We start from the raw sequence: 26,335 nt of genomic DNA on the forward strand, positions 1-26,335 counted from the left end.
CACACTTATGATTATTGCTATTGGTAACGATCACATCGTCACGATGCAGAAAATTGAAATTTCGAACATGTTAAAAGATATGGGCTATACCGTCATTGATGAAGGTACCTATGACACCCATCGTACCCACTATCCTATTTATGGTAAGAAAGTTGCCGAAGATGTTGCTGACGGCCGCGCTGACTTAGGCATCGTGATGTGCGGTACTGGTATCGGTATTTCAACCGCCGCTGACAAAAACGACGGCATCCGTGCAGCTATGTGTGATGACGTGACCTCGGCTGTTTATGCACGTGAACAATTAAATGCCAATGTATTGGGCATCGGTGGTGCCACGGTTGGTATCCATATGATCCAAGATATTGTCAAAGCTTATCTGGATGCCACCTATAAAGAAACCCCTCAGAACAAGAAAATCATCGATAAAATTGATAACATTGCCAAGCCAAATCCAGAACAAAAAGACAATCCGCACTTCTTCGATACTGAACTCGAAAAGTGGGCTGAAGGCGTCTACCACGACTAATTATCACTTCGACACTATTTCTTAGGAGGAATTTCTACATGACTGTCACCCTTACTGCTGGCCAATACAAACATTTGCAACAATTGTCCGATGACAACAACATCATCTCTGCTCTGGCCATTGATCAACGCGGTTCCTTGAAAAAGATGCTTGCGGCAGCGGCCAACAAGCCTGCTGATGAAACCACCATCGTTGATTTCAAAAAGGCTGTTTCTGAGGAATTAACCAAATACGCTAGTTCCATTCTGCTAGATCCGGAATATGGTCTGCCAGCTGCCAAAGTCCGTGCCCCTCAGGCTGGCCTGCTGCTTTCATATGAAAAGACCGGTTATGATGCTACCGAACCTGGCCGTTTTCCAGATCTGATTGATGATCAAAGTGCGTTGCGCATTAAGAATGAAGGCGGCGATGCCGTTAAATTCTTGCTTTATATCGATCCAGACGAACCTGACGCCATCAATGATCGCAAGTATGCTTTCGTTGAACGCGTTGGTGCCGAAGCAAAGGCTAACGATTTGCCATTGTTCTTGGAACTGGTTTCCTACGATGGCACCCTCAATGAAACTGGGACGGCTGCATGGGCAAAGGTAAAGCCAGATAAGGTGATCAAGATCACCAAGGAATTCAGCAAACCACAGTACAATGTCTCTGTTCTAAAAGTCGAGGTTCCAGTTGATCAGAAGTTTGTCGAAGGCTTCACAGATGAAGGCGTGACCCCGGTTTACACCAAGGAGGAGGCTGCCAAGTATTACAAAGCCCAATCCGACGCCACCGACCTGCCATTCATTTTCCTGTCTGCTGGCGTTTCAAACGAATTGTTCCTCGAAGAACTGAAATTTGCAAAGCAAGCAGGTTCAACCTTCAACGGTGTTCTCTGCGGCCGGGCAACTTGGAAACCAGGCGTGAAACCATTTGCTGCTGAAGGCGAAGCTGCTGGTAAAGCATGGCTGCAAACTGAAGGCAAAGCAAACATCGATCGCTTAAACAAGGTCTTAGCTGAAACGGCAACTCCTTGGACGGACAAGGTCGAACACGCCTAATTCGCGTGAAGACGATAAAAGCCGACTCCTCAGGGAATCGGCTTTTATAACGTCTTCCGTGATTAGGTTTGTATCCGACCCAGCTCATCATCACATTTTTGGAGGAAAATACTTATGATTTTAACAGTGACTTTAAACCCATCCATTGACGTCTCCTACCCGCTCGAACATCTCAAAATCGACACCGTCAATCGGGTGAAAACGGTACGGAAAACTGCTGGCGGTAAGGGATTAAATGTATCTCGCGTCATTCATATGTTAAATCACGAGATTACAGCAACTGGCTTTATTGGCGGCTATTTTGGCAAGTGGTTGGAAAATCAGCTTGATCGCGACGGCATTGACCATGACTTCTTCCCGATTGATGCCGAAACCCGCAGTTCGATTGCTATGTTACATGATGGCGGTGAACAGACTGAAATTCTGGAAGCCGGACCAACAATTGCTGCCGAAGATGCCGAGAAATTTCTCAGCCATTTTGACAGCCTGTTAGACAAAAGTGATTTGATCACCATCTCCGGTTCCATGCCGCAAGGATTACCGGCTGATTATTACACCCAGATGATTGCCCATGCAGGTCAAAAAAACGTCAAAGTGCTTCTGGATACATCAGGTGCCACTTTAAAATCCGCTTTAGAAGCACCTGTGAAACCGTTGCTGATTAAGCCAAACGAAGAAGAACTTGGCGGCCTGCTCAACCGTGATGTTGACAAAACCGACTACACGGCCTTGAAACACGATCTGATGGACCCGATTTTTGATGGTGTCGATTGGATAGTCGTGTCCCTAGGTGCGGCTGGTGCCTTCGTAAAACATTTGGATAAGTTCTATCACGCTGCCATTCCAAAGATTAAGGTCGTTAATCCTGTGGGCTCCGGCGACTCAACATTGGCTGGCTTAGCCATGGGCATTCATGATGGCAAATCGGATGAAGACATCATGAAAACGGCGATGACAACCGGGATGTTGAACACCATGGAAGCAGAAACCGGCTTCGTCAATCCAGCTAAGTTTGATGAGTATTTTGCCAAAGTAACAATTGAATCCTATTAACATTCAGAAAGAAGTCCATCTATGTCAACCATTGATCAGCTAAGAACCCTTAATCCAGATAAAACCATCCACAGCTTAGATGAGGCAGCGTTTGCCGACTATGGTGTCACCTACGCCCAGTATGACGTCAGTGAGCTCAAAACCTTCATGGATCAGCATGTCACCATCCCCGCCCCTAGCGAAGCCAATCTCTATGTCCCGTCAAATCCCGACATGGAAAAGATTCCTGTGGTGCAGCAAATTGGTCGTGATGTTTACGCCGGCTTGCCAATTGAAGCGGGAGAATGTGCTGGCCACGCGGAAGCTTTGACTGCGGTTGAATTCCATCAAGGCAGTGAAGTGAACGTTTTCTTCACCGATGTTGTCATGGTGATCGGTAAGCGCGGACAGATGCACGACGACCAATTCAATGCCGAAAAAGACGCGAAGCTTTTCTTCGTCCCGGCTGGAACGGTTGTTGAATTCTTCAGTGACACCCTTCATTACAGCCCTTGCGAAGCACATGCCAGCGGCTTCAAGTTTATCGTGATGCTTGTGCGCGGCAGCAACCAACCATTGCCAGCCGACTATCACACTGATAACAAGCTAATCGTTAAGCAAAACAAGTTTCAAGTCGTCCATGCAAGTCGGACAGACAAGATCAAGCAAGGTATTCAAGTTGGCGTCACCGGCGAACTCGTTCGGGTGAAGCATTTAAACTAAGTTACAATGGCCGAATGCGCCTATGTTAACAACTCAGACAGCATCCAAAATGTGCCCTGTCACTTTAACGTGTCCACCAGCCCACGTCGACATCGCACTCACGCCATTCATCGAAAGAACGTGGTTAGTCCCCCCATTGAGAATGGAGCAAGACTTTAATTCAATTTATTAGACTGTAACAGCTTTATATTTTTCAAGTAAACAGAAGCCCCGATTGCGTTTTGTGGATGCAGTGGGAGCTTTTTTATTTTTCTTTGCTTTTAGTTCTCCGTGCTTTACCACTTCAATGCAAGTGATGCCTATTAACCCGCAACCTTATTTAGCCTCAATAATACGAGCTGTGTTGCCTGTTCGATATTGTTAATTTTAGTTCTTTTTTGACTAGTGTTAGCGCTTTAGCTGCGGTATAATAGAGTTATTCAAAAGCCAATGGAGGTAATCTGATGACGGCACGTAGAAAAACTTACTTACTGTGGTTGGCCCTTGTGACATTCGTAGCAATCATAAACGGTATTTTTAAAAACTCATTGACACAAGTATTAGTGATGGTCACCGCCTGCTATGCCCTCTATCAGCTACTCAAAATGGACCATGTCTTTGATCGTAAAAAGCGTCGTGAAAACCGGGCAAGCCGGTAAATCAATTCAGCCATTTTTTTCAATCAGCACGTAAAGTTGCGAAAGCCATCGCGACTTTTTTTGTGCCTCTTTAAAATGTCCTTCTACTTGTTTCTCAAAAAGTAATAACGTCTATTTACCATTGATGAAACAAAAAGAGCCCCATCAAAAACGATGGAGGCTCTTTATGCATCTCATGATGAAGCTGTAAGTTAAAAGATTTAAGAATTTTAGTCCGCGGATCCTGCAGCACCGTGTGTTGCAACGAACTTAACATCGTCAGCAACTTCTTTACCGTCATCAGAGTACTTCTGATTCCGTTTCATCATTTCGTGACGATACCAGAAGAACAATGCGGTATAAGCAATCAATGCCAGTGCAGCGTACAATACCATCATCATTTCGCCCTTGGAAGCTTTACCAACAAGAACAGCGATGAATTGTTCGATTGGACCTTCCTTAGTTGAGGAAGAGAAGAGCCCTGTTGCAGGAATACCAGGCGCGTGTAGTGCGCGAGCTGTGTGTGTGATAAATGGTGCAGAGAGGGTGCCTGCCCAAAGGAAGAGCGGCAGTTCAATAGCACCGATAACGATCATCCGAATAATCTTACCGCGAGTCACAACCAGCAGGGCTGGGGTAACACCCATGGCGATGATCCCGCCTAAAGGCAGAATGCGGTTGCCAGGCAATACCAGTGCTTCAAGCAGCATGATTGGTGCCAAAACGTTAGCAGCGGCCCAGATTTCAGCACGGCCTGCCAAGAATGGCCAGTCAAGCCCGATATTCAACATACGTCCGCCAAGACGCTTGTTGGCAAAATCAGTAACACCTTGTGACAGTGGTTCAACAGCAGCGATGAACCATGAACCGATTATACTAAACAGCTCCAAGCAGGTAGCGGCCATAAAGGCCAATGTCGCGATTGACTTGATACTCTGATGAGAAATCAAACCAATAAAGATCCCAAGATAAATCCCAATGGCGAAACGACTGCCCCAGAAGCCAATCTTTTCGTTAAGCTTTGCAGCGTCAAAGTCGTATTTGTCCAACCATGGGAACAACTTGTCAAATAACTTATCAAACACCATGATAACTGGATTCATCATGTAGTTTAAATGAGTGGTTGTCATTGGGTTTTCCCAATCGTCAAGTAAGTCGTTAAAAGTTGGCTTCATGAGATCAGAATTGATGATCTTCAAAATGCCGATAAAGATAACCAAAATGGTAGCAATAAACAGGTTCGCTCCAAAATAAATAGCCAGTAAACCAGTAAATGATAAGTGCCAGATATCAAAGATATCAACATCCAACGTGTTTGTCCGATTCAAGAATAAAAGAACTAAGTTGACGATTACCAAAATTGCTAGGAAGAATAATGTGTATGGTGAACCCCAAGTAATCGTAGCAAGCGGTGCCCAACCTAAGTCAGTAATTGAAAGATTGATCCCTGTAGACTTAACGAAAGCATTTAACGCCGGCTGGTAGGTGGTTGTCAATAAACCGATAACACTCCCGATCGCAGTAATCGCAATCGCAAGTTTGATGCCGCCTTCCAACGCATGAAAGAAGTTAACGCCAACCGCCCAAGCAATTAAGGTCAGCACGATCAGCATAATCGGCGCTGCCCCTAAATCAATAACTGGCTTGAAGACCGCATTGGCCAAATCAATAATGGTTTGCATGAATTTTCTCACTCCTTATATGTATCTGACGGTTCATCGCCATCAGACCATGAGACTATTTCAGATTTTCCTTCTTGATAACGCCTTCAATTTTGTCGTAAACAGGTTTCGCCATTGCTGGCATCCGATACAAGATTGGGCCAGCGTTAATAACTGGAATTGCTGGGGTGAAACCCAAGTCCGTCTTAGCAATCGGTGTAAAGATGTCATAGTTCTTCATCATATCTTCGTTAACATCCTTGACCATCACTGCATCTGCCTGAACGTTATAACCACGCTTCTTAAATTCCTTTTCAATTGCATCTTTGATTTGGTGGCTAGAATTAACGCCAGCGCCGCAAGCTGCCAAAATCTTAACTGTCATAACAAACTTCCTCCTTATTTTTTAAAACTGGTTGCCAAAATGTTGTAAATCGTTGCCGCATCATCTGCGCCGAACAATTTTGCTAATGTTTCCGCAGACGATGTTGTCAGGAAATCCATAATCTGAGCCAAGACGTTGGCTTGGCCTTCAGGATCATTGTTCAAAATCATGAACAGAAAGCTAACTTTGAGTTTTTGATCAGGTGCGATCATGTTCGCAAATTCGATCGGCTTTTTGAGACGGATCGGAACGATTTTTCTGACATTGACGAATTCACCTTCTGTATGCGGAATCGCCACATTCGAGTACTCGGGATTCACAACGCTCATATCGATGCCGGTCGGACAGCTTTTCTCGCGTTCGCTAAGATGTTGATAAAAGTCCGGTTTAACGGCACCCGCTGCCAACAATCGGTCAGAAACTTGTTTAAAGATTGTATCCTGATCCTCACCATCCTCGACAAAAACTAATTTTGAATCAAAAAGGTCATTCTCAACCGCCTCAGCCATTCTCTTCACTCCTGTTAATTAATGTTTATTTCTGTTCACTCTTTATTATATTCAAACGCTTTCAGGAGTCAAGAAAATCTTTGACAGGTTGGCAAATTAATTTATAAAAAATCAGCCTCCCTCTAATCCTCGTTGCTATCCACCTTTAAGCCGACAGGATGACTTTGCAAAGTCGAAATCTCTATCAATACTATTTTCCTTGGATACAACATAAAAGAACAATTTTAAACAAATAGCCGACAATTAGATTGTCGGCTATTGATTTTGAAACTTATTTATTTATATATATTGCAATTTTTATCGGCTACATTGATTCTTCGCGATACTGAATGTTGATTGTTTTTTTCCTAATAAAAAACAAACTTAAGGAAATGAGCGCCATGCCAATCAGCCAACTTGGCCAAAAAGGTACGACCCAAGCGTCTTGGCTGAGACCACCGAACAAGAACGTATTTTTTAAAATGGGCGCTCCTTGAACGGTGAACTGTAGATGCCATATGACATAGAATGACGCGCAAAGAAGTGTAAACCAGCAAATTATTCTGAAAACTTTCCCTTGTCTCGAACTGTAACGTAAAATCTCACCATACAACCGAAATGCACCCACAAATAGAACTGTGAAAACTAGTAACCCCAGTGTTACTAAGGATCGTTCAACAACCGACAAGCCGTTTAGCCCAATTATCGGCGTCCAGAAAGTTGCGATAAAGACGATTGTAATTGCAAATACCCATATTGGTACGACCGCTCGCAGCACCGGTTGAAGCGTATGAGTTTGGTCATTTAGTCTGACAACCCGATAGATCGCGTACCACGTGAGAAAAAGAATGAACCAGAAAATGAACTGTAACCAGTCAGCTGTTACAACACCATCTACTCGAAACATCTGCGGTACAAGTGGTGGAAAGGGGATTGGTACTTCATTTTTTGCAGTCGGAGTGTTATACAGCATGAATGCTATAGCAAGCAAAAACCAGATGGCGCCTAGAACGATGCCTTGTAGTGCAATTGGTAGGCGTTGCAATTTCATTTTCATGAGAAAGTCTCCTTCCCTAATTGCCGCCCAATTAACATTTTTACGCGTTCAATATTAGTTACGTAAACGGTTCATATCGCTATCTAAATTATAGTTGAAAGCGTTTACTTTTACAAAAAGCGTGTTTTTTTAAGGCTTGATTGTTCATCTTGGATAGTTGGTTCGCCCGACTAGGTTGTACGCTTGTCAGCAGTTAGACCCCCTCAATCTTTTTGCTGAGTTGTGTGAGCACGGCCGGTCTCTCTATTTTAGTGAGAATCATCCGTCATTCGAAGTCGACGAAAAGTGTGCCACCAAATAACCGCCGTTAATAGTAAACCTAAAAACCAGCTTGGCCAAAATGGCAGTGTTAACCATGTACGTCGTCCTAGATCGTCCAAGCTAAAGGAGCTGCTGGCAAACGTAAATTGAAAGTGGCTCATAATAAATCCAGCTCCAAGGAAAAGCACTGCCCAAAATAGAACCTTAATGACATTATGTACCCGGCCAACCGGCACCCAGAAGTTTAACCAAAGCATGTAAGAACTAAATAAAGTAATATCAAGAAACAGTATTGCAATCGTGAGTACTTGTCGATCAAAACTCGAAAAACGAGTCATCCCTGTTTGTGGTAGCCAAAGATTTAATAAGAAAAATACTACGATTATCACCAACCAGATGGGCCACAAATTCTGAAGTACATAAAGGCCTTCTTTAGTGTCACAGTTTCTACTTTTAATATGCTTGACGACATAAAGACTCACACCGGCCGTCACTGCACACGCAAACGGGAACCATTGAGCGGTCACCTCACCTTGCATATGAATCAAATTCGGTGCAAGCCAATAGGCGGTTGTTTGAAAATCCTGATCACTTGTTGGCCAGCGATATAGCATCACGCCAATCCCGACCATTAGCCAAATCAACGTTAAGAAAAGTCCTTGTTGATAGACCGGCAACTTAAGAAACTTTGTCTTCATGCTATCGACTCCTTTTGTCACATTGCATGTCTTTTGACCGCGTAACCATTTATGTATTAACTTGAAACTATTTGTTCACAATGCTAACCAAAAAAGCAGCTTAACACAAGAACTTCTAAACTTTTCTCGTTGCGTCAAAAAAGCCTTTCAATGATTTGGAAGGCTTCTTTCTTTATAAAGATTAGGTTCGTTCAGAACATCCCGAGGCATTAAAAAGTTAAGCTGCCTATTCAAACGCCCAACTATTCACCAACGTAAATGGTTCGCCCGGCAATAATGTCATCGCCGAAAGATCATCGCCGCTGACCGGAGCAAATTGGCATTCAAGAGCCACGCCATCAAATTGATCAATGTTGTGAGGAATACCGGTACCGTCAAAGTGGTTGGCGGTGTAAACGACGACGGACGGCGCAGTGGTTGCCAGGGTCATAGTATGTTTGTCAGTCTGGAGTTTGGCCGCGAGGGTTTGGCCGTGTTTCAGTAGGAATGGGTGATTAATGCCCCGTTCTGCAGTGATTTGCGCTGCTCGAGTGTGAATGACATCGCCAAGCTTTTGCCCTTGGCGAAAATCAAAGACCGTTCCGGCAACTGGCTGCCAGCCTTGATCTGGCAGATGGTCTGCATCAAGCGGTTTGTAATCGTCGGCTGGAATCGTCAGCGTGGTGGCATCAATTTTGTTTGGCTGGTCAATCGCAAAATAGGTATGGTTAGTTGGATTGAAGAGCGTTTCTTCATCGCTAACTGCATCCAGACGATAATGCAAGGTATTCGTATTCTCCAAGGTATAAGTCACTTGCAGCTTGACGTTGCCCGGATAGCCATTATGCCCTGCTGGATCAACAAAAGTAAAACTAGCACTAGCTGTGGTAGCTGTCTGGTCAATACGGAAGTTATAAACTTGCCGATCCAGTCCGTCATCGCCGCCGTGAATGTGATTCTTGCCTTCGTTCATTGGCAGATCAACTTTCACATCGCCATGCTGCCAAACATGACCACGAATACGGCCAACAATTCGACCCACTGTGCCACCAAGGAAGTTGCGCTCTTTCGAGTAATCTTCCCGACTTGGTAGTGACAGAATCATGTTGTGCAAGCCATCAGCTTCTGGTAACAACACTTTTTCCAAGGTTGCACCATAATTCAGCAACTTCACAACCATGCCTTGATCATTGGTCAAGGTCAGCTCATACAAATTGTGGCCTTGATACTGACCGTATGGTTCAACTGAAACGTCCATCTTGTCCTCCTTTATAAACGAGCGTAAGCCAGCGCGGTTAGAAACCAGAGCATCAGCTGACCTCAAGTATGATGACCCGCTTTTGGTCGTTGCACTTGAGGTCATTATGGACAGGTTTCTTCGCGGGGGAACACGTTATGATACCGTTCCTACAAGCTGCTGGCTCGCATAATAAGCTCACTTTTGAAGTTAACCTGACGTGGTACGCGTTTCGGATCTTTGATGCGTGCCTGCAACAGTTCGACCGCGGTTTGGCCCATTTGGTCAGTGGCAGCATGCACCGTTGAAAGTGGCGGGGTCGTGAATTTGGCGACCGCCACATCGTTGAAGCTGATCACAGAGACGCGTTGCGGCACCTCGATCTTGGCCTCGTTCAAAGCGCGCAACGCCCCGACTGCCATCGTGTCGTTGGCCACAATGAAACCGTGCGGTAAGGTGTCACCGAGTTTGGTGATCGCTTGTTTCATCAGTTCGTAACCTGAATCAGGCGTGAACGCGCCAATAAAACGAAACGCTGGCTGCATCAAATTCTCTGCGTACATCACCCGATCAAACGCGGCTGTCCGCACGTCCTGAAACTGCTCGCGTCCGCTGCGACTCGTTTCAACGCCACCAAGAAACCCGATGTCGTTGATCCCTACCGATTGAAAATGATGAATAATTTGCTCGATAGGACCGGCATAATCGCTGGTGACCGAATCGCAGTCAAATGCCAACATATTTTGATCCACAAAAACAACTGGTTGCGCCAAGGCTTTGATCGTTGCCACTTCGCCAGCGTCGTACTTACCCAACGCAATCACACCTTGGACGTTTTGTGTCGTCTCGGCTCCCAACTGCTCCAAATGCAAGCTCTGCAAATGATAGCCAGCTGAGGCCGCCCGTGCCTCAATAGCATATTGAATCTGTAAATAATACAGATCATTCAACTCTTCTTGCTCGCTGCGCCACTGAATCAAGGCAACGGTGGTTTGCGGGGACACACGTTTACGTCGACGTGGTTTGTACGCCAGCTTTTCGGCTGTTTTCAACACGCGTTGGCGCGTTTCGGGCGTGACAGCCAACGTCGTATCATAATTTAAAATACGCGAGACAGTCGCAATTGAAACCCCTGCCGCCTTCGCAATATCGGTAATCGTGGTCATCGTTTTCTCCGTTTCCATTGACTCCTTGCCGGCTTCAGCAACGTAGCCTGTTGCTACAGTGCCCGACAGAAGCGAGCAAATGCTTTTTGACCAACTTCATCGCGTTTGAACACACCAGCATCTTCTAAGACCCTGGCAAATACACGACCAACCGCTGCCTGCATTTGTATCTCTGCATTTGCTGGCGTCCAATCATATTTTGCTTTCAGTTGGTCGGCCCATGCTTGATGCATTGGTTTCATCGTGTTGGCTTCACCCAAAAGATATTTCTGGACTTCAGCTAACTCCGACTTTAATCGTGCCGGTAAAATGGCACGTCCCATCACTTCGATCAAGCCAATGTTTTCCTTCTTGATATGTTGCACGTCTTGATGCGGATGGAAAATACCATCCGGATACTCTGCACTAGTTTGATTGTCGCGCAGCACTAAATCCAGCTGGAATTCCGAACCAACGCGCCGAGCAATTGGGGTCACCGTATGATGCGGTTTGCCATCAACAAATGCGCGGACGTCAACTGTTTCATCGGTATACTGATTCCAAACCTGCCGAACATGTTCGGCTGCATTTATCAACTCGTCCGAATCAGCACTCACTAAGCGAATAACACTCATCGGCCACTTGACGATGCCAGCGAAAACATGCGGATGTCCGCTAATTTCAACCTGCGTCTCAATTGGTGCTTTGGCCATTGGAAATGTATGGCGACCGCCTTGGTAATGTTCATGCGTCAGCATCGAACCGCCGACAATTGGCAAGTCAGCATTTGAGCCAACAAAATAAGTTGGAAACATTGAAACGATGGACAACAAGTTGCTGAAGGTACTTTGGTCTATCACCATGGGTTCATGGATAGCATCCAGAAAAATCGCGTGCTCGTTGAAGTAAGCATATGGCGAATATTGGAATCCCCATGTTTTACCGCCAAGCAAAAAGCGAATAATGCGATGATTGGTTCGCGCCGCAAAGTCAGTTCGACCGGCATACCCTTCCGTTTGTAAACACAAGGCACACGCCGGATAGCCAGACTGGGCGGCATGTGCCGCAGCAGCAATGTCTTTCGGATCTTTTTCCGGTTTAGACAGGTTGATGGTGATTTCGAGGTCGCCATATTCAGTTTTAGCTGGAAAAACAACATTCTTAGCAATCGCTCGCGTTTGAATATAATTATTCGCGCGACTCAAAGCAAAGAACCAGTCTGTTGCAACCCGTGGTCCCGCCTGATACTTATCCCAAAACAGTTGATTGATCCGACTTGGTGTCGGGGTAGCAAGGTCCATCAGCTGCGCTTCCAAAATCTGACGTGCTGCCTGTGAATCTGGAATTTTACCATTCTCCTGCGCAGCTTTCACCATCAGATCAAGGTTCGTCAATGGATCAGCATCACCAGACAGGTCAAGGGCAGCATCTCCGATCAAATTCAACAATTTGTTGTTCAGATAGACTGCATCCATCTGGGTGTAATCGGGATTGAGTTTCACAATGGTACCAACGTGATTGCTAATCGCGGTCAATTCCGGTCACCAAATCCTTCTGGGTGATTTTCGTGCCAGTTCCATGCGGTTTCGATAATCTTGTCAATATCGTCATAGTTTGGCTTCCAGCCTAAAATGTCACGAGCCTTTTCTGAGCTAGCAATCAAAGTGCTTGGATCACCGGCACGCCGCGGGCCCATCGTGGCTGGAATCTCTTGGCCAGTCACCTTACGCGCTGCATTTAGAATTTCAAGGTTGGAGAAACCATGCGCAGAACCAATGTTGAACGCGGATGACTTATTGCCGGCATCCAGATACTTCAAGGCCAAAATGTGGGCATCAGCAAGATCGACCACATGAACATAGTCACGCACATTGGTACCATCCTTAGTTGGATAGTCGTCACCATAAATTTGCAAACCAGTTCGCGTACCTGCTGCAACCTGCAAGATAATTGGCACAATATGCGTTTCTGGATGATGGTCTTCACCGATGGAACCGTCTGGCATCGCACCCGCAACATTGAAGTAACGCAAAGCCACGAACTTCAGCCCATAAGCCACATCAGCCCAATGCATGATCTTTTCCATGGCCAACTTGCTTTCACCGTAAGGGTTGGTCGGTACTTGCGGATCAGTTTCTTTAATTGGGACCTGCTTAGGTTCGCCATAAGTTGCTGCCGTAGATGAGAAGACAATTTTCTTGATGCCGAATTGATTCATGGCTTCAAGCAAGGTGATCATGCCGCCAGTGTTGTTATCAAAATACTTCAACGGATCTTTCATGGATTCCGGCACAATTGAGAACGCCGCAAAATGGACAATCCCGTCAATCTTTTCCTGACTGAACACTTGGCTCAGAAAATGATAGTCGCGGATGTCGCCTTGATAAAAACGGGCGCGTGGATCAACCGCCTTACGATGCCCAGTAATCAAGTTATCCAAAACCACAACATCCTCGCCGGCAGCGAGTAATTGTTTTACCGTATGTGAACCGATGTAACCAGCGCCGCCTAAAACTGCAATTGTCATAATAAAATATCTCCCTTTTTTAAAACGTGTTCGTCAGACTAGAAATCGGTCTGGCTCACGCTCTACTTTATAACACTTTTTCTATTTTAGCAGAGTTAGTTCAGTTGCTTAGCACCATCGGCAATATCGGCCACATAGAAATGGGCGTCATAGCCGATCTTTTCACGATAAGTCTTGCCAACATTATCAATAAAGTCTTCAACATCAGCACTGTTGACAATCGCAATGGCGCAGCCGCCAAAGCCAGCACCGGTCATGCGAGCACCGAGCACACCCCGTTGCTTCAAGGCATTGGTCACAAGGGTATCAAGCTCGATGCCAGTGACTTCGTAGTCAAAAGCCAACGAAACTCCAGAAGCAGAGACTAGTTTGCCAAAGGTCTTCAAATCGCCATCTTGCAGTGCTTTCGAAGCCTTCAATGTCCGCTGATTTTCAAAGACGGCGTGGCGCGCGCGTTTGATCAGGATTGGATCGTAAATGAGATAAGTATTCTCGTCGAATTCGTCTTCACTCAGTTGGCCCAGACTTTTAACTTCAATACCTTTTTGTAGCATTGCCAGTGCTTTTTCGCATTCACTGCGGCGTTCGTTGTACTTGGAATCAGCCAACTCACGACGCTTGTTGGTATTCATGATGACAATCACGTTATCGCCCATCTCAACTGGCAGGTACTCGTATTTCATCGTGTTTGTATCCAACAGCGTTGCTTGATTTGCGCGACCCATTTCAATCGCGAACTGATCCATCACACCGGAGTTCACGCCGATATAGTCGTTTTCGACTTTAACGCCGAACTGAACCAGCTCCAACGGTTCAAAGCCGCCATCAAAAAGATTGTTCAGAATCGTTCCGACCAGCATTTCCAGAGAAGCAGAACTTGATAACCCAGCGCCATCAGGTAAGTTGCCGTTGATGTAAACATTGAGGCCATGCGTGAAGTTCGCACCCGCCGTCTTCATCACCCGCGCCATACCTTGGAAGTAATCTGTCCACAAGCCGCGCTTATCTTGGAAAAGATCCGAGAATGGGATGTCAATAATGCCAACCTTTGGGAAGTTGGCCGAGTATAACCGAAAAGCGTTGTCCTCATTGGTGCCAACCGCTGCATAAGTGCCCAGCGAAATGGCACACGGGAAAACGTGGCCACCATTGTAATCGGTATGTTCACCAATTAAATTAATGCGTCCTGGTGCGAAGAAGGTGTGCTCCGCCTGCTTACCAAATTGTTCCGTAAAACCTTTCGTGACATCTGTACTATTCACCGTCAATACCTCCTAATTGAAGTTAAGCTTATTTATCCGCTACTGATTTTTGTAACCGTTTTAATTTTACTAAAAATAATGACGGATTGGAAGCGCTATAGCCAAATTTTTTTGTTTTTGTTTTACCGGTCATTTAAAAATCGCTGAATTTAAAGCAACTTCCTTTTACTAAAAATTCTAGCAGGTTCAGAATGTCCCTTCCACATGGCGCCGATAGTTAGCATTCCCCATGTCAACAACCCAACTTCATACATGAATCATTTTGATTGACGTCACCTGTAATTTGACGATAATGATCAAAACGAGCTTCAAGGAGGCAATTATGTCGAACTTAGATTTAACCATCGTTGTGCCAACTTACAATTTAGGTCATTATCTGCCTGAGACATTAAAAAGTATCCAGCAACAAACAATTGATTTTGAACTTTGGCTCATCGACGATGCCTCGACTGATGGTACCGCTCAGACAGTGGCTGATTTTGTTAAAGGTATCCCTAATTTTCACGCGACCGGTTTTAATCACCATCGTGGCATCGGTGCTGCGCGAAACTTTGGCATTGATCATGCCACTGGTCAAGCTGTGGCGTTTGTTGACGGTGACGATTTAATCGCGCCGGCCTTTGGCGCAACGTTATCGCATGGGTTCACATCGGGTGTTGTGGCCACTGCGGTTGGTTATGATTGGTGGCATCGCAGCCGCGGCGGGCCTAATCGCTTTCAATTGTTGTCACAGCGTGAAATGTTTGATCAAGTCTCACGCCACGGCTCCGAAGTGGGCGGTTATATTTGGAACAAGGCTTTCTCTCGTGATGCCTTAACTGCCGGTAATATTCGCTATGATGAACAATTGCGCATTGCGGAAGACTATTACTTCACGGCGGATTTTGTCGCGCATACGCCTGGCAAATATGCTTATAATCCAACCATTTTGTACACGAAGGTCAATCGCCGAAACAGTACGATGCACAATTTTTCTTGGGCTGATCGCCGTCAGGAAGACCAGATTTTTGAGCGGATCCATCGCATGCGCCAGCTCATCCAATAGCAGGTCAGATGATCCTAAGCAAAATACGCGCGGCTAATGAAAACGTTCATCGGCCACGCGTTTTTTTGTTCAAGATATCTCATTTGCAGCACAACCTCCATTTCCATCTCATTTACAGAATCTTGATCAATTTTTTAACTTTTTAAAATAACTAATGATACACATAAGTTTAAAGTTGACAGGATGTCACGAGGTACGGTATAACTATTTCTGGAAACGTTTTCATTGTGTGCAATATTATTTCACAGGGGGTAGTTATTTGTGACAAGTGATCAGAAGTACATTCTGGCGATTGATGAGGGTACCACGAGTACACGGACCATCATCATCGATCACAATGGTCAAAAAGTTGTTGATGCACAGCGGGAATTTCCGCAGTATTTTCCGCATCCGGGATGGGTCGAGCATAATGCCAATGAAATTTGGAATGCCGCTTTGTCGACCATCGCGACGGCGTTTATTGAATCACAAATTCAACCACGCCAAATTGTCGGAATCGGGATTACCAATCAACGGGAAACCACGGTTGTATGGGACAAACAGACCGGGTTGCCAATCTACAACGCCATCGTCTGGCAGTCGCGGCAAACTAGCGAGATCGCTGACAAACTTAAGGCAGATGGCCACAGCGATATGATTCATGATTCAACCGGTTTGCTAATTGATTCGTATTTCTCAGCGACTAAGATTCGCTGGATTTTGGATCATGTGCCTGGCGCGCAAGAACGGGCGGAAAAAGGCGAACTGCTTTTCGGCACCATCGATACTTGGCTTTCTTGGAAGCTGTCCGGCGGCGCCATTCATGTCACCGACTATACCAACGCCTCACGAACCATGTTGTTCAACATCCATAAACTAGCCTGGGATGACGAGATTCTCCAATTGTTGAATATTCCTAAGCAAATGCTACCGGAAGTTCGCAGCAATTCAGAAATTTACGGCAATGCAGCAGCCTACCATTTCTTCGGCAGTACCGTGCCGATTGCCGGCATGGTTGGTGACCAACAAGCAGCACTTTTTGGTCAGCTGGCGCTTGAGCCGGGTATGGTGAAAAACACCTATGGCACAGGTGCATTCATTGTGATGAATACCGGCGAAAAACCGACCTTGTCCAACAACAACCTGCTCACCACCATCGGCTATGGACTTGATGGCAAGGTGACCTATGCACTTGAAGGTTCCGTTTTCGTTGCCGGCAGTGCGATTCAATGGTTGCGGGACGCCATGAAGTTGGTCGAGCGTTCAAGCGACTCCGAAGCCGCCGCACGAGCTTCTAAGAGTCAAAATGAAGTTTATGTTGTCCCAGCCTTCACAGGCTTAGGTGCGCCTTATTGGGATTCTGATGCTCGCGGTGCTATTTTTGGCATCACTCGTGGCACGACTCGCGAAGATTTCATCAAAGCAACCTTGCAATCTCTTGCTTATCAGTCACGTGATGTCGTGGATACCATGAATAAAGACACTGGTATCCCGATCCAAGCTTTGCGCGTTGACGGCGGCGCAGCTAACAACGATTACCTGATGCAATTCCAAGCAGATATTTTAGGCATTCCGATTGAACGAGCAGCCAATTTGGAAACGACGGCGATGGGCGCTGCCTTCCTCGCTGGTTTGGCGACTGGCTTCTGGAACAATACCGATGAACTGCAAAGTATCGTGAAGCTTGGCAAACGTTTTGAACCAACAATGGGCGCGCCTGATCGCGACCACCTTTATGAAGGCTGGCAGCAAGCTGTTGCTGCAACCCAAATGTATAAGCACAAGGCGAAGAAAGCTTGATCTATCAACCAAAAAATGATCGAGACTGACTCGATCCGTAATGAAGGAGAACAAAATGGTATTTTCCAACGAAACGCGCAAACAAACGATTCATCAATTAAAGCATACCGAGCTCGACTTGCTCATCGTCGGTGGCGGCATTACCGGCGCTGGGGTGGCGATTCAAGCAGCTGCCAGCGGGATCAAAACCGGTTTGATTGAGATGCAGGACTTTGCGGAAGGCACCAGTTCGCGTTCGACCAAATTGGTACACGGCGGTATTCGCTATCTTAAATCTTTTGATGTTGGCGTTGTCGCTGACACTGTTAAAGAACGCGCCGTCGTGCAAGGGATCGCGCCGCATATCCCGCGGCCATTCCCAATGCTGTTGCCAATTTATCAAGAATCCGGCAGTACGTTTGACATGTTCAGCGTCAAAATTGCCATGGATCTCTATGATCGATTGGCTGGTGTTGAAGGTTCTCAGTACGCCAATTATACCGTGACAAAAGATGAAGTCCTTCAACGTGAACCACAATTGTCCGCTGATAACCTGCAAGGCGGTGGCGTTTATCTCGATTTCGTCAACAACGATGCACGCCTTGTGATCGAAAACATCAAAGAAGCTGACGAACTTGGCGGCTTGATGGCCAGCCATGTTAAAGCGGTCGGCGTGCTGCACAATGACGCTGGTCAAGTGGTTGGGCTGCATGTTAAAGACTTGTTGGACGACACTGAATTCGATATCCATGCCAAACTGGTCATCAACACAACCGGTCCATGGGCTGATAAGTTCAATGCACTTGACGATCACGAAAAACACGCGCCAACTTTGCGGCCAACCAAAGGTGTTCATCTAGTCGTTGACGGTTCTCGCTTGCCAGTTCCGCAACCAACTTACATGGATACTGGCTTAAACGATGGTCGGATGTTCTTCGTGGTTCCGCGAGAAGGCAAAACGTATTTTGGTACCACTGATACAGATTATACCGGCGATTATGAACATCCCCGCGTTGAGCAAGAAGATGTCGATTATCTGCTGAAAGTCGTCAATAAACGCTTCCCCGAAAGCCATATGACGATCGACGATATTGAAGCTAGTTGGGCTGGGTTGCGACCACTGATCAACGACAACGGTAGTTCCGATTATAACGGCGGCGGTGCTAACAGCGGCAAAGTTTCAGACGATTCATTCACGGCCTTGATCGAGGTTGTGAACGCTTATGAAGACGATCAAGCAACCCGCGCCGATGTTGAACGTGCCATTTCCAAACTGGAAACAGCACATGCAGAAGCCGGATTAAGCCCGTCCCAAGTTTCTCGCGGCAGTTCGCTTCACCAAGCGACAGACGGGCTCATCACCCTTTCCGGTGGTAAAATTACAGACTATCGGAAAATGGCCGCTGGTGCCCTCGCACTGATTCGCCGTATTCTGGTCGATCGTTTCAACGTTGACGCGCCAGCAGTCGATTCCAAAAAGCTGCAAGTTTCCGGCGGACATTTTGATCCGACCAATGTTGAAGAAACCATGGCCTTCTACATTCGGATTGGCGTTGATGCTGGTTTATCGGAAAAAGAAGCCCAAGATCTGGCTAACCGCTTCGGTTCCAATACCAGCCGAGTGCTCACTTACGCTGTCGATGGTCCTGCGCCAGGATTAAGTCTGAAGGAAACCATGAGTCTACGTTATTCACTCAATGAGGAAATGACGCTCACACCGGTTGATTATCTCTTGCGCCGAACCAATGCCCTACTTTTCCACGCTGAAACACTGGCTGAGTTGAAACAGCCGGTTGTTGACGAAATGGCGCAAACACTGGGATGGGACGACTCGGTGAAAGCCCAACAACTGGCCGCCTTGAATGCTGCCATTGCCGACAGTCAACTGGCCTATCTAAAAACGGCACCAGCACCGGTTCATCCTGAATAGAAAGAGGAATCAACATGTGGACACAAACATTAGGTGAATTTATCGGCACCTTCATCCTGATTCTCCTCGGTGACGGCGTGGTGGCGGGCGTGTCACTCAACCAATCAAAAGCAAAGGATGCTGGCTGGGTTGCCATCACCCTTGGTTGGGGACTAGCTGTCACCATGGGCGTTTATACCGCGGCTTTCCTTGGCCCAGCCCATCTCAATCCGGCGGTGACCATCGCTTTTGCCGCCATCGGTCAATTTTCTTGGTCATGGGTGCTGCCGTTTGTCGCTGCCCAAATGCTTGGTGCTTTCTTAGGAGCCGCCGTTGTCTGGCTGCATTACTATCCACATTGGACGAAGACCAATGACCAAGCAACCATCTTAGGCGTTTTTGCGACTGGCCCAGCCATTCGCAACTATACCGCTAACTTCTTGTCTGAATTCATCGGCACTGCTGTCTTGATTTTTGGCCTATTAGCTTTTGCGCAAGGCAAATGGACAGCAGGTTTAGCTCCGATGGGCGTTGGTATCTTGATCACTGCAATCGGATTGTCACTTGGGGGGACAACCGGTTACGCAATTAACCCGGCGCGGGATCTCGGCCCACGCTTGGCGCACGCCATCCTGCCGATTGCCCATAAAGGCGGCTCTGATTGGGGTTACTCGTGGGTACCTGTTCTCGGTCCTTTAGCTGGCGGCGTTGTTGGCGCACTCATCTTCGTGACATTACCATAAGTTCAATCACTCATTAAATTATTCAAGCAAAAGGCTACTTAAAAAGCTGAGATCGCGGCATCAACTCTGCCATGATCTCAGCTTTTTTGTGCGAGTGCGAGAACGTTCGTTTACTTCATCAAGGCCGCAACCTGCGCCTGTAATGCCGGCACCACATCGGTCATAAACCATGGATTGCGATTGACCCAACCATAGTTTAGCGGCGAAGGATGCACAATTGGAAAATAGTCAGGTAAGTACGCCCGGAAATTTTTGACAGTGGCAGTCAGCGTTTTTTCGCGATGCTTTCCTAAATAATATTTTTGGGCGTAGGCACCAATCACAATTGTAAGTTGAATCTTTGGCATTAACGCTAACAAAGACGGATGCCACTTGGCCGCGAAATCTTTACGCGGTGGCAAGTCACCTGACTTACCTTTGCCGGGATAATAAAAATCTAACGGCAAAACTGCAATTTTACCGCTGTGATAAAACTGATCCTTGGTGACGCCCATCCAAGTTCGCAAGCGGTCACCACTTGGATCATTCCAGTATGTTTTTGTCGTTTGTGCTTTTCGTCCTGGTGCCTGACTGGCGATGAGGATCGTTGCTTCAGGTTCAATATGATATAGCGGATCCCATCCTTGGGCGGTAAAGTCAGCGTTATCGGGATCCTGACGAATAGCCTCAAATATTTTATCTGCATCTGTCACGCTTGAATCCCTCCTTTAACAAACTTAGGCCATGCTTTGCTACGTTCAAAATCCGCAGCCAACTGCCGCGCATCGTGAATTAAGGACGTTGGATAGTCCATGGTTGCCAACAGTGCTATGGCATTATGCGAAGTGGCCGGGCCTTGATAGAGCAAATAGTCAAAGACAACGCCATCCTCCTTCGTCACTTTCTCTTGAAAATGCCAGTTGACGCATTGATCGCCCATAATGTCCGTCAATTCATTATCATGTGTCGCAACCACGACCAAACTCGGATATTGCTTTAGCCAATTAATGACACTCGCTGAAGCGGCAATTCGTTCGACGGTATTCGTCCCTTTTAGAATTTCGTCGATAAAACCATAGACGCGTTTCTTTTTGGCAACAGCATTGAGCAGCCGCCGAATGGCTTTAATTTCTGCAACAAAATAGCTATCGCCTTCACTCAGATCATCACGCACCGCCATAGCCGTGATGACCTCTCCCGGCTCCATCGTGAAACTTGTCGCTGTCACGGTATTGATCGTTTGTGCCAAAATGGCATTGATCGCAATACTTTTGACGTAGGTCGACTTACCGGAAGCATTGGCACCGGTGATCAACGCATTTTTCTGCCAGTCAACTGGGTTGGCAACGGGATGTTTCAACAAGGGATGGGCTAAGTCAGTAGCGGTCATGCCGCCTTTAGCAAAAACTGGCTGCGTTGTAGTCGCTTCCGCCGTGCGAAAATTAGCAATGGCAATGGCCAACTCTAAATCGCCCAGCCGTTGCCACAGGGCTAGCGCCTCAGCATGGTGGCTGCTTAAGCGATCGAGCACTGTGTTGTAGGCAATAAAGCTCAGCATGAACATAATGCTAAGATACTCAGTTAAAATGTCGCCCATGCTGCCGGTCTTGGTCCGGAAGACAAACGCAAATCGCGTGATGCCGCGCATTGGTTTAACTGCTTGTCGCAATGCTGCTTGAGTCGGTTGGCTAATTTTGGCGAGACGTTCTGCTGTGATAATCGTCCGGACAAGGTAACCCATAGACGTAATTTCGGCATCAAGGCCTTCACGTTTCAAAATGTAGTAGAACACGTTGACCAGCAAACTGACCACCATCAAGGTCACCCCAATTGCCGGCCACAATAGCGTCAACAAGACACCGATAAATGGAAAACCGCCCATTACTTTGAATCGCCATGCATTCGGCAAGGCTTTTTTGGTGGTTGTCCGTAGATAAAGTTGGCTATTGTTCGCCGGCTCGATGCCAAGTCCGGCAAACGCCATTTGCACTTTCAATCGGCTGTCAGGATGATCTTGAAAAAAGGCAATCAACGCCTCGTCAACAGCTGGTTTGCCTAAATCATAAGCCCGCAATTGTGCATAAACCCGTTCAGCGCCAACACTACTTTGGGTGACGTTCAGCTGTTCGAACACGTCTAACATATCAAGATCCTGCCAAGTCAGGTCGTCAACTTGGCAATCGTGATTAACTTGGGCTTCATGATCAAGATAGGCGGCTTTTAAATAGCGCTCACCTTTTGGCCGTTTTTCAGGAAAAGTGCCCCAGTCAGCTAGCAATTGGCGCTTGAGCTTTTGCTGTCGCTGCCAGGTTAACAAACCATTGAGGACAATCATCGCAACAATAAAGCCGGTGACGCTGAGAAGAATCGTAATGGGTTGTGACATATTGATCACTGCTTTCTTAGCTGATGTGACCAGATTGGTGAGACTTTCAATAACAACTTGCGCGGGTCACACACACTTATCTTGTCGGTTACTTATGCTGATATTATCTATCAGATGGGTTTGAAAAACAAAATTGAAGTAGAGATGAGCAAGAATTCTAAAATTCAAACAATTATGATGTGCTAGATTCCAAACAATGCAGAAAAGCTCTATGCAAGAGTCCCCTACCGTGCAAACACCGGAATCTCCGGCCAGCTGGGCTGGCGATGCGCAGCTAGAGCGGAGACGGCGCTTCGCCTCCATCTGGCCTACGATTGCTCCGCCTTGGCACTGGGATCTTTATAAATTCCAATAAGTCATCCATGAGCAAACAAACAGGCGAACAATTTCCCTGACTGCGGAAAATTGTTCGCCTGTATAGTAACTGCGTATGATGTCACAAGCTGTAACGTTCAAGGTGATATCGGCAATTACGCCTTTGACTTCTTTTTATCAGCCGGATAAATATCGGCTACCTGTGCCTGAGCAGTTTCGTGTTGCGTGAATTCATCATAGCTTGTGTCCGCACGGTCAACAACACCGAGTGGCCCAACCTCGATAATATGATCAGCAATGGTTTGAATGAACTGATGGTCATGACTGGTGAAGATTAATGAGCCTTTGAAGTCGATCAAGGCATCGTTCAAACTGGTGATGCTTTCCAGATCAAGATGGTTGGTTGGATCATCCATGATGAGGACGTTTGCCTTGCTTAGCATCATTTTAGCCAAGTACGAACGGACCTTTTCGCCACCAGACAAGACATTCAGTTGCTTGAGCACTTCATCCCCAGAAAAGAGCATCCGACCGAGGAAGCCACGCAAGAACGTGTTATCTTGTTCGTCTTGTGGCGCAAACTGCCGCAACCAATCGAGAATGTTCAGATCATCATGATCAAATTCAGGATTCAAGTCTTTTGGCATAGCGGCACGGCTGGTGGTGACACCCCATGTGATGGTGCCGGTGTCAGGTTTAAGCTCACCTGCTAGCAGCTGCATCAGCACAGTAGCGGTCACGTCATTACGGCTGATGATCCCTGTTTTGTCACCTGGCCGCAAAATGAAGCTGACATTTTTCAGTACTTCATGACCATCAATTGTCTTGGAAACATTCTCGACCCGTAACAAATCGTTACCGATTTCGCGTTCTGGCTCGAACTTGATGTACGGATATTTCCGTGTGCTAGGCCGAATATCATCTAACGTAATTTTTTCAAGCTGCTTTTTACGTGAAGTGGCTTGCTTGGACTTTGAAGCGTTGGCGGAGAAACGCGCCACGAATTCCTGCAATTGCTTGATTTGTTCTTCTTTTTTGGCATTCGCTTGGCTTTGCAGCTGCAAGGCCAGTTCAGAACTCTGCTTCCAGAAATCGTAGTTGCCGACATAAAGTTCGATCTTACCGAAGTCAACATCACACATCATGGTGCAGACCGCATTCAGGAAATGCCGGTCATGAGAGACAACCAAAACGGTGTGTTCATAGTCAGCTAAAAAGTTCTCAAGCCAGTTAATCGCTTGCGGATCAAGCCCGTTGGTTGGTTCGTCGAGCAGCAGAACGTCGGGTTTGCCAAACAACGCTTGGGCAAGCAACACCTTGACCTTCTCCCCTTCAGGCAGATCAGCCATGAGTTTCTGGTGCTCACTTTCCGCAATGCCCAATGACTGCAACAGCTGAGACGCGTCGCTTTCAGCGTTCCAGCCGTCCATTTCGGCAAACTCGCCTTCCAGCTCGGCTGCCTTATTCCCGTCAGCTTCAGAGAAGTCTGGCTTAGCATACAAAGCATCTTTTTCCGTCATCACCTGATAAAGTCGTTCCCAACCTTGCAAAACAGTGTTCATCACCGTTTGATTGTCGAACGCAAAGTGATCCTGACGCAGACTGCTCATCCGCTCATTCGGCGACAAACTAACCGTCCCGGTCGTTGGGGTCAGTTCACCTTGGATGATTTTAAGAAAAGTCGATTTTCCCGCGCCGTTTGCGCCAATAATGCCATAGCAATTACCGGGCGTGAATTTCAAATTAACGTCTTCGTATAGCTTACGGTCGGAGAACGTCATTGATACATTGTTTACTGTGAGCAATTTTATACCTCGCTTAAAAGATTTCTACATATATTAGCAGATATTTGGGGGTTTCACAAATACGCCAGTCAGACGTTATTGAGGAGCTAGTAAACGAGACTGACCAGCTAAGCATTGTCTGATGCCTGCAACCGAGTTCCAGTCTATGAAGTATACGCAATCACGCTAAGCTGCTGACAGCATGATAGGATCATCATCATTTCATGAGGTGTACGTATGCCTAAACAAATCCATGAATGTAGTGACCGGGTAACCATTGCAGCCGTATTGAAGCGGTCAAAAGTACCGACCTTCAGGAACTCATGGATTCAGCATTCAATGAGTCAGATCAGGCAAATCACGATGTTCTCCTCGCGTTGTATCACTATGTGCTTGATACCCGCCAACAAGAAGTCACGAACCAGAAGCACTTCACGATCTAAAATCGACCATTAAAAAGGCGGATTCCGTTATGGAATTCACCTAGTTGACATAGTGCCCACTATCAGAAGTAGCTCGCCAACCCCGACCTGATAAGGCCGCAAAGCTGAATTTTGTGAAATCTCATCGGTTTAGTTGCCAACTACCTATTTCAGCAGCAACCCAGCCACAAAGACTTAGTGAAAATCCACCTAGATTGTACCTGGTCATTTGTTACTTTTTGTCCCAAATAATCGGGTCCAAAACTCCTAACGCGCTCTCGTCTCATTTGAGTCACTAAGCATTTTTGCGTTATCTACGGTACCTTCCGCCTTAGTCGTCAGAAGCACCTCTGGCTCCTTCCAAGACACCTCCAGCGGCTTGAGCTTCTGCTCTGCCATCAGTTACGCTGCTGCAACTAATCCAGCAATTTTTGCGTTTTTTCTATTTGCAAATCTTTGGCGGTAAATTGTTTGTCACGGTCAGCTCTCAAATACACGATTGCGCCCTTCATAGCAGATTCTCCTTGTCGCTCTTTGGCGGTACTTGTCAGTCTCTTTGCTGTTTTTTAGTGGTTTTTTGGTGACAAAAGCTTTGCTGCCTCGTCCCGTATAAGCCACTCTACATCAGCGCTGACAATATTTCGGTTTCGGTTATCCTTTTGTCGTTCGTTGGTAATCTTTGGTAGCAGTACTAGATGCTTTGCTTGCTAGGTCTCAAGTCACTTGCAAACCGCTTTATTGTCTTTTCCATAAGTAACCTCATCTCACATCATGCTAAAACATATTAAACGATTTTTTAAATATATTAATTTATAGAAAAAATATAGTTAAGAATTAATAGATACTTTTTAAATAACAACAACTATAATATAGTTATTAAACGCTCATAAAACCCACTTTATCTCTTAAATTCAATAAATTTAATTGCATTGCTAGTTGATGCATGAGATAATTTTCTTGTATCAACTGGCACATCTCATTAACGCACCTAAATAAGGGGTTCTACGATGAAGAAAGCACGTAACGTACTAGCTGTACTGGTTATGTTTGTTGGGATTGGCGCATTCACTTCTGCTAACCCAGTAGGAGCAGATTCATGGCGATTGGTTCAGAAATGGTTCAAGTCTGATTACAATATCTACACAAAGAAAAACACAGATTTTGATTTTCAGAATAAAACCATTCCGGCCAGCGCCTACTACCTAAACACTGACTGGTATCAAATCGGTAGCGGATGGAATTATATTCGGTATCAAAACACTCGGCATTATCACGGTGGATATTAATTTTAAGGTGACACTTGGAGGCAGAGGCTTTATTGCGACTCTGCCTCTTTTTAAATTATACGGAGGCCTT

The 26,335-nt window shown here is 46.2% G+C and carries 23 protein-coding genes; 10 read left to right on the plus strand and 13 right to left on the minus strand.

Features of this window, described 5'->3' with window-relative positions:
- Positions 1–7: 7 nt before the first annotated feature.
- The 5 genes from lacB to ACWPAB_RS05650 all read left to right on the plus strand — a co-directional run bounded on the left by lacB (position 8) and on the right by ACWPAB_RS05650 (position 3,959).
- Positions 8–526: a galactose-6-phosphate isomerase subunit LacB gene (gene lacB, locus ACWPAB_RS05630; RefSeq protein WP_003569173.1), complete on the plus strand. Its 519-nt coding sequence runs from the start codon at positions 8–10 to the stop codon at positions 524–526.
- Between the two features lie 38 nt (positions 527–564).
- On the plus strand, positions 565–1,566 hold the full coding sequence (locus tag ACWPAB_RS05635; RefSeq protein ID WP_003569171.1) for a tagatose-bisphosphate aldolase: 1,002 nt from the start codon (positions 565–567) through the stop codon (positions 1,564–1,566).
- A gap of 114 nt (positions 1,567–1,680) precedes the next feature.
- Positions 1,681–2,619: a tagatose-6-phosphate kinase gene (gene lacC / locus ACWPAB_RS05640; RefSeq protein ID WP_003569169.1), complete on the plus strand. Its 939-nt coding sequence runs from the start codon at positions 1,681–1,683 to the stop codon at positions 2,617–2,619.
- Between the two features lie 21 nt (positions 2,620–2,640).
- The gene (locus ACWPAB_RS05645) at positions 2,641–3,321 is read left to right on the plus strand and encodes a DUF4867 family protein (protein ID WP_003569168.1); all 681 of its coding nucleotides are present in this window, start codon (positions 2,641–2,643) and stop codon (positions 3,319–3,321) included.
- 443 nt (positions 3,322–3,764) lie between these two features.
- Positions 3,765–3,959 (plus strand): hypothetical protein, encoded by a 195-nt coding sequence (locus ACWPAB_RS05650; protein WP_003569166.1) that lies wholly within the window; start codon positions 3,765–3,767, stop codon positions 3,957–3,959.
- Between the two features lie 209 nt (positions 3,960–4,168).
- On the opposite strand, the gene ACWPAB_RS05655 is transcribed toward ACWPAB_RS05650, so the two are convergent.
- From ACWPAB_RS05655 to ACWPAB_RS05700, 10 genes are all read right to left on the minus strand, one after another.
- Entirely contained in the window at positions 4,169–5,620 is a 1,452-nt protein-coding gene (locus ACWPAB_RS05655; protein ID WP_003569164.1) for a PTS galactitol transporter subunit IIC, read from the minus strand.
- A 55-nt stretch (positions 5,621–5,675) separates the two neighbouring features.
- Positions 5,676–5,984, minus strand: coding sequence for a PTS sugar transporter subunit IIB (locus ACWPAB_RS05660; RefSeq protein WP_003569162.1), 309 nt, complete (start codon positions 5,982–5,984; stop codon positions 5,676–5,678).
- A 14-nt stretch (positions 5,985–5,998) separates the two neighbouring features.
- Positions 5,999–6,493 (minus strand): PTS sugar transporter subunit IIA, encoded by a 495-nt coding sequence (locus ACWPAB_RS05665; protein ID WP_016381735.1) that lies wholly within the window; start codon positions 6,491–6,493, stop codon positions 5,999–6,001.
- A 304-nt stretch (positions 6,494–6,797) separates the two neighbouring features.
- Positions 6,798–7,529 carry a hypothetical protein gene (locus ACWPAB_RS05670; RefSeq protein ID WP_003607410.1) on the minus strand — a complete coding sequence of 244 codons (732 nt, stop codon included), beginning with the start codon at positions 7,527–7,529 and terminating at the stop codon, positions 6,798–6,800.
- Positions 7,530–7,777: 248 nt separating this feature from the next.
- Positions 7,778–8,488: a hypothetical protein gene (locus ACWPAB_RS05675; RefSeq protein ID WP_003569156.1), complete on the minus strand. Its 711-nt coding sequence runs from the start codon at positions 8,486–8,488 to the stop codon at positions 7,778–7,780.
- Between the two features lie 226 nt (positions 8,489–8,714).
- Entirely contained in the window at positions 8,715–9,725 is a 1,011-nt protein-coding gene (locus tag ACWPAB_RS05680) for an aldose epimerase family protein (protein WP_003590165.1), read from the minus strand.
- Positions 9,726–9,874: 149 nt separating this feature from the next.
- The gene (locus ACWPAB_RS05685) at positions 9,875–10,888 is read right to left on the minus strand and encodes a LacI family DNA-binding transcriptional regulator (RefSeq protein ID WP_003569152.1); all 1,014 of its coding nucleotides are present in this window, start codon (positions 10,886–10,888) and stop codon (positions 9,875–9,877) included.
- 35 nt (positions 10,889–10,923) lie between these two features.
- Positions 10,924–12,384, minus strand: a complete 1,461-nt coding sequence (locus ACWPAB_RS05690; protein WP_003569150.1) for a UDP-glucose--hexose-1-phosphate uridylyltransferase — start codon at positions 12,382–12,384, stop codon at positions 10,924–10,926.
- Entirely contained in the window at positions 12,381–13,376 is a 996-nt protein-coding gene (gene galE, locus ACWPAB_RS05695; RefSeq protein WP_003563715.1) for a UDP-glucose 4-epimerase GalE, read from the minus strand. Before galE ends, ACWPAB_RS05690 begins: the two co-directional genes overlap by 4 nt.
- A gap of 95 nt (positions 13,377–13,471) precedes the next feature.
- On the minus strand, positions 13,472–14,638 hold the full coding sequence (locus tag ACWPAB_RS05700) for a galactokinase (protein ID WP_003563710.1): 1,167 nt from the start codon (positions 14,636–14,638) through the stop codon (positions 13,472–13,474).
- A 322-nt stretch (positions 14,639–14,960) separates the two neighbouring features.
- On the opposite strand from ACWPAB_RS05700, the gene ACWPAB_RS05705 reads away from it, so the two are divergent.
- From ACWPAB_RS05705 to ACWPAB_RS05720, 4 genes are all read left to right on the plus strand, one after another.
- Positions 14,961–15,683 (plus strand): glycosyltransferase family 2 protein, encoded by a 723-nt coding sequence (locus ACWPAB_RS05705; RefSeq protein ID WP_003569148.1) that lies wholly within the window; start codon positions 14,961–14,963, stop codon positions 15,681–15,683.
- Between the two features lie 261 nt (positions 15,684–15,944).
- A complete protein-coding gene (gene glpK, locus ACWPAB_RS05710) occupies positions 15,945–17,462 on the plus strand; it encodes a glycerol kinase GlpK (RefSeq protein ID WP_003569146.1) in 1,518 nt (505 codons plus the stop codon).
- A 55-nt stretch (positions 17,463–17,517) separates the two neighbouring features.
- A complete protein-coding gene (glpO, locus tag ACWPAB_RS05715) occupies positions 17,518–19,371 on the plus strand; it encodes a type 1 glycerol-3-phosphate oxidase (RefSeq protein WP_003569144.1) in 1,854 nt (617 codons plus the stop codon).
- A 14-nt stretch (positions 19,372–19,385) separates the two neighbouring features.
- On the plus strand, positions 19,386–20,093 hold the full coding sequence (locus ACWPAB_RS05720) for an MIP/aquaporin family protein (protein ID WP_003573922.1): 708 nt from the start codon (positions 19,386–19,388) through the stop codon (positions 20,091–20,093).
- 110 nt (positions 20,094–20,203) lie between these two features.
- On the opposite strand, the gene ACWPAB_RS05725 is transcribed toward ACWPAB_RS05720, so the two are convergent.
- The 3 genes from ACWPAB_RS05725 to ACWPAB_RS05735 all read right to left on the minus strand — a co-directional run bounded on the left by ACWPAB_RS05725 (position 20,204) and on the right by ACWPAB_RS05735 (position 24,578).
- Complete coding sequence (locus ACWPAB_RS05725; RefSeq protein ID WP_003607408.1) at positions 20,204–20,785, minus strand: uracil-DNA glycosylase family protein; 582 nt, start codon at positions 20,783–20,785, stop codon at positions 20,204–20,206.
- On the minus strand, positions 20,782–22,458 hold the full coding sequence (locus tag ACWPAB_RS05730) for a MutS-related protein (RefSeq protein ID WP_003587347.1): 1,677 nt from the start codon (positions 22,456–22,458) through the stop codon (positions 20,782–20,784). Before ACWPAB_RS05730 ends, ACWPAB_RS05725 begins: the two co-directional genes overlap by 4 nt.
- Before the next feature lie 470 nt (positions 22,459–22,928).
- The gene (locus tag ACWPAB_RS05735; protein ID WP_003577948.1) at positions 22,929–24,578 is read right to left on the minus strand and encodes an ABC-F family ATP-binding cassette domain-containing protein; all 1,650 of its coding nucleotides are present in this window, start codon (positions 24,576–24,578) and stop codon (positions 22,929–22,931) included.
- A gap of 1,408 nt (positions 24,579–25,986) precedes the next feature.
- On the opposite strand from ACWPAB_RS05735, the gene ACWPAB_RS05740 reads away from it, so the two are divergent.
- Positions 25,987–26,265, plus strand: a complete 279-nt coding sequence (locus tag ACWPAB_RS05740) for a hypothetical protein (RefSeq protein WP_003563688.1) — start codon at positions 25,987–25,989, stop codon at positions 26,263–26,265.
- Positions 26,266–26,335 lie beyond the last annotated feature (70 nt).

Source organism: Lacticaseibacillus sp. 30 (assembly GCF_053819265.1).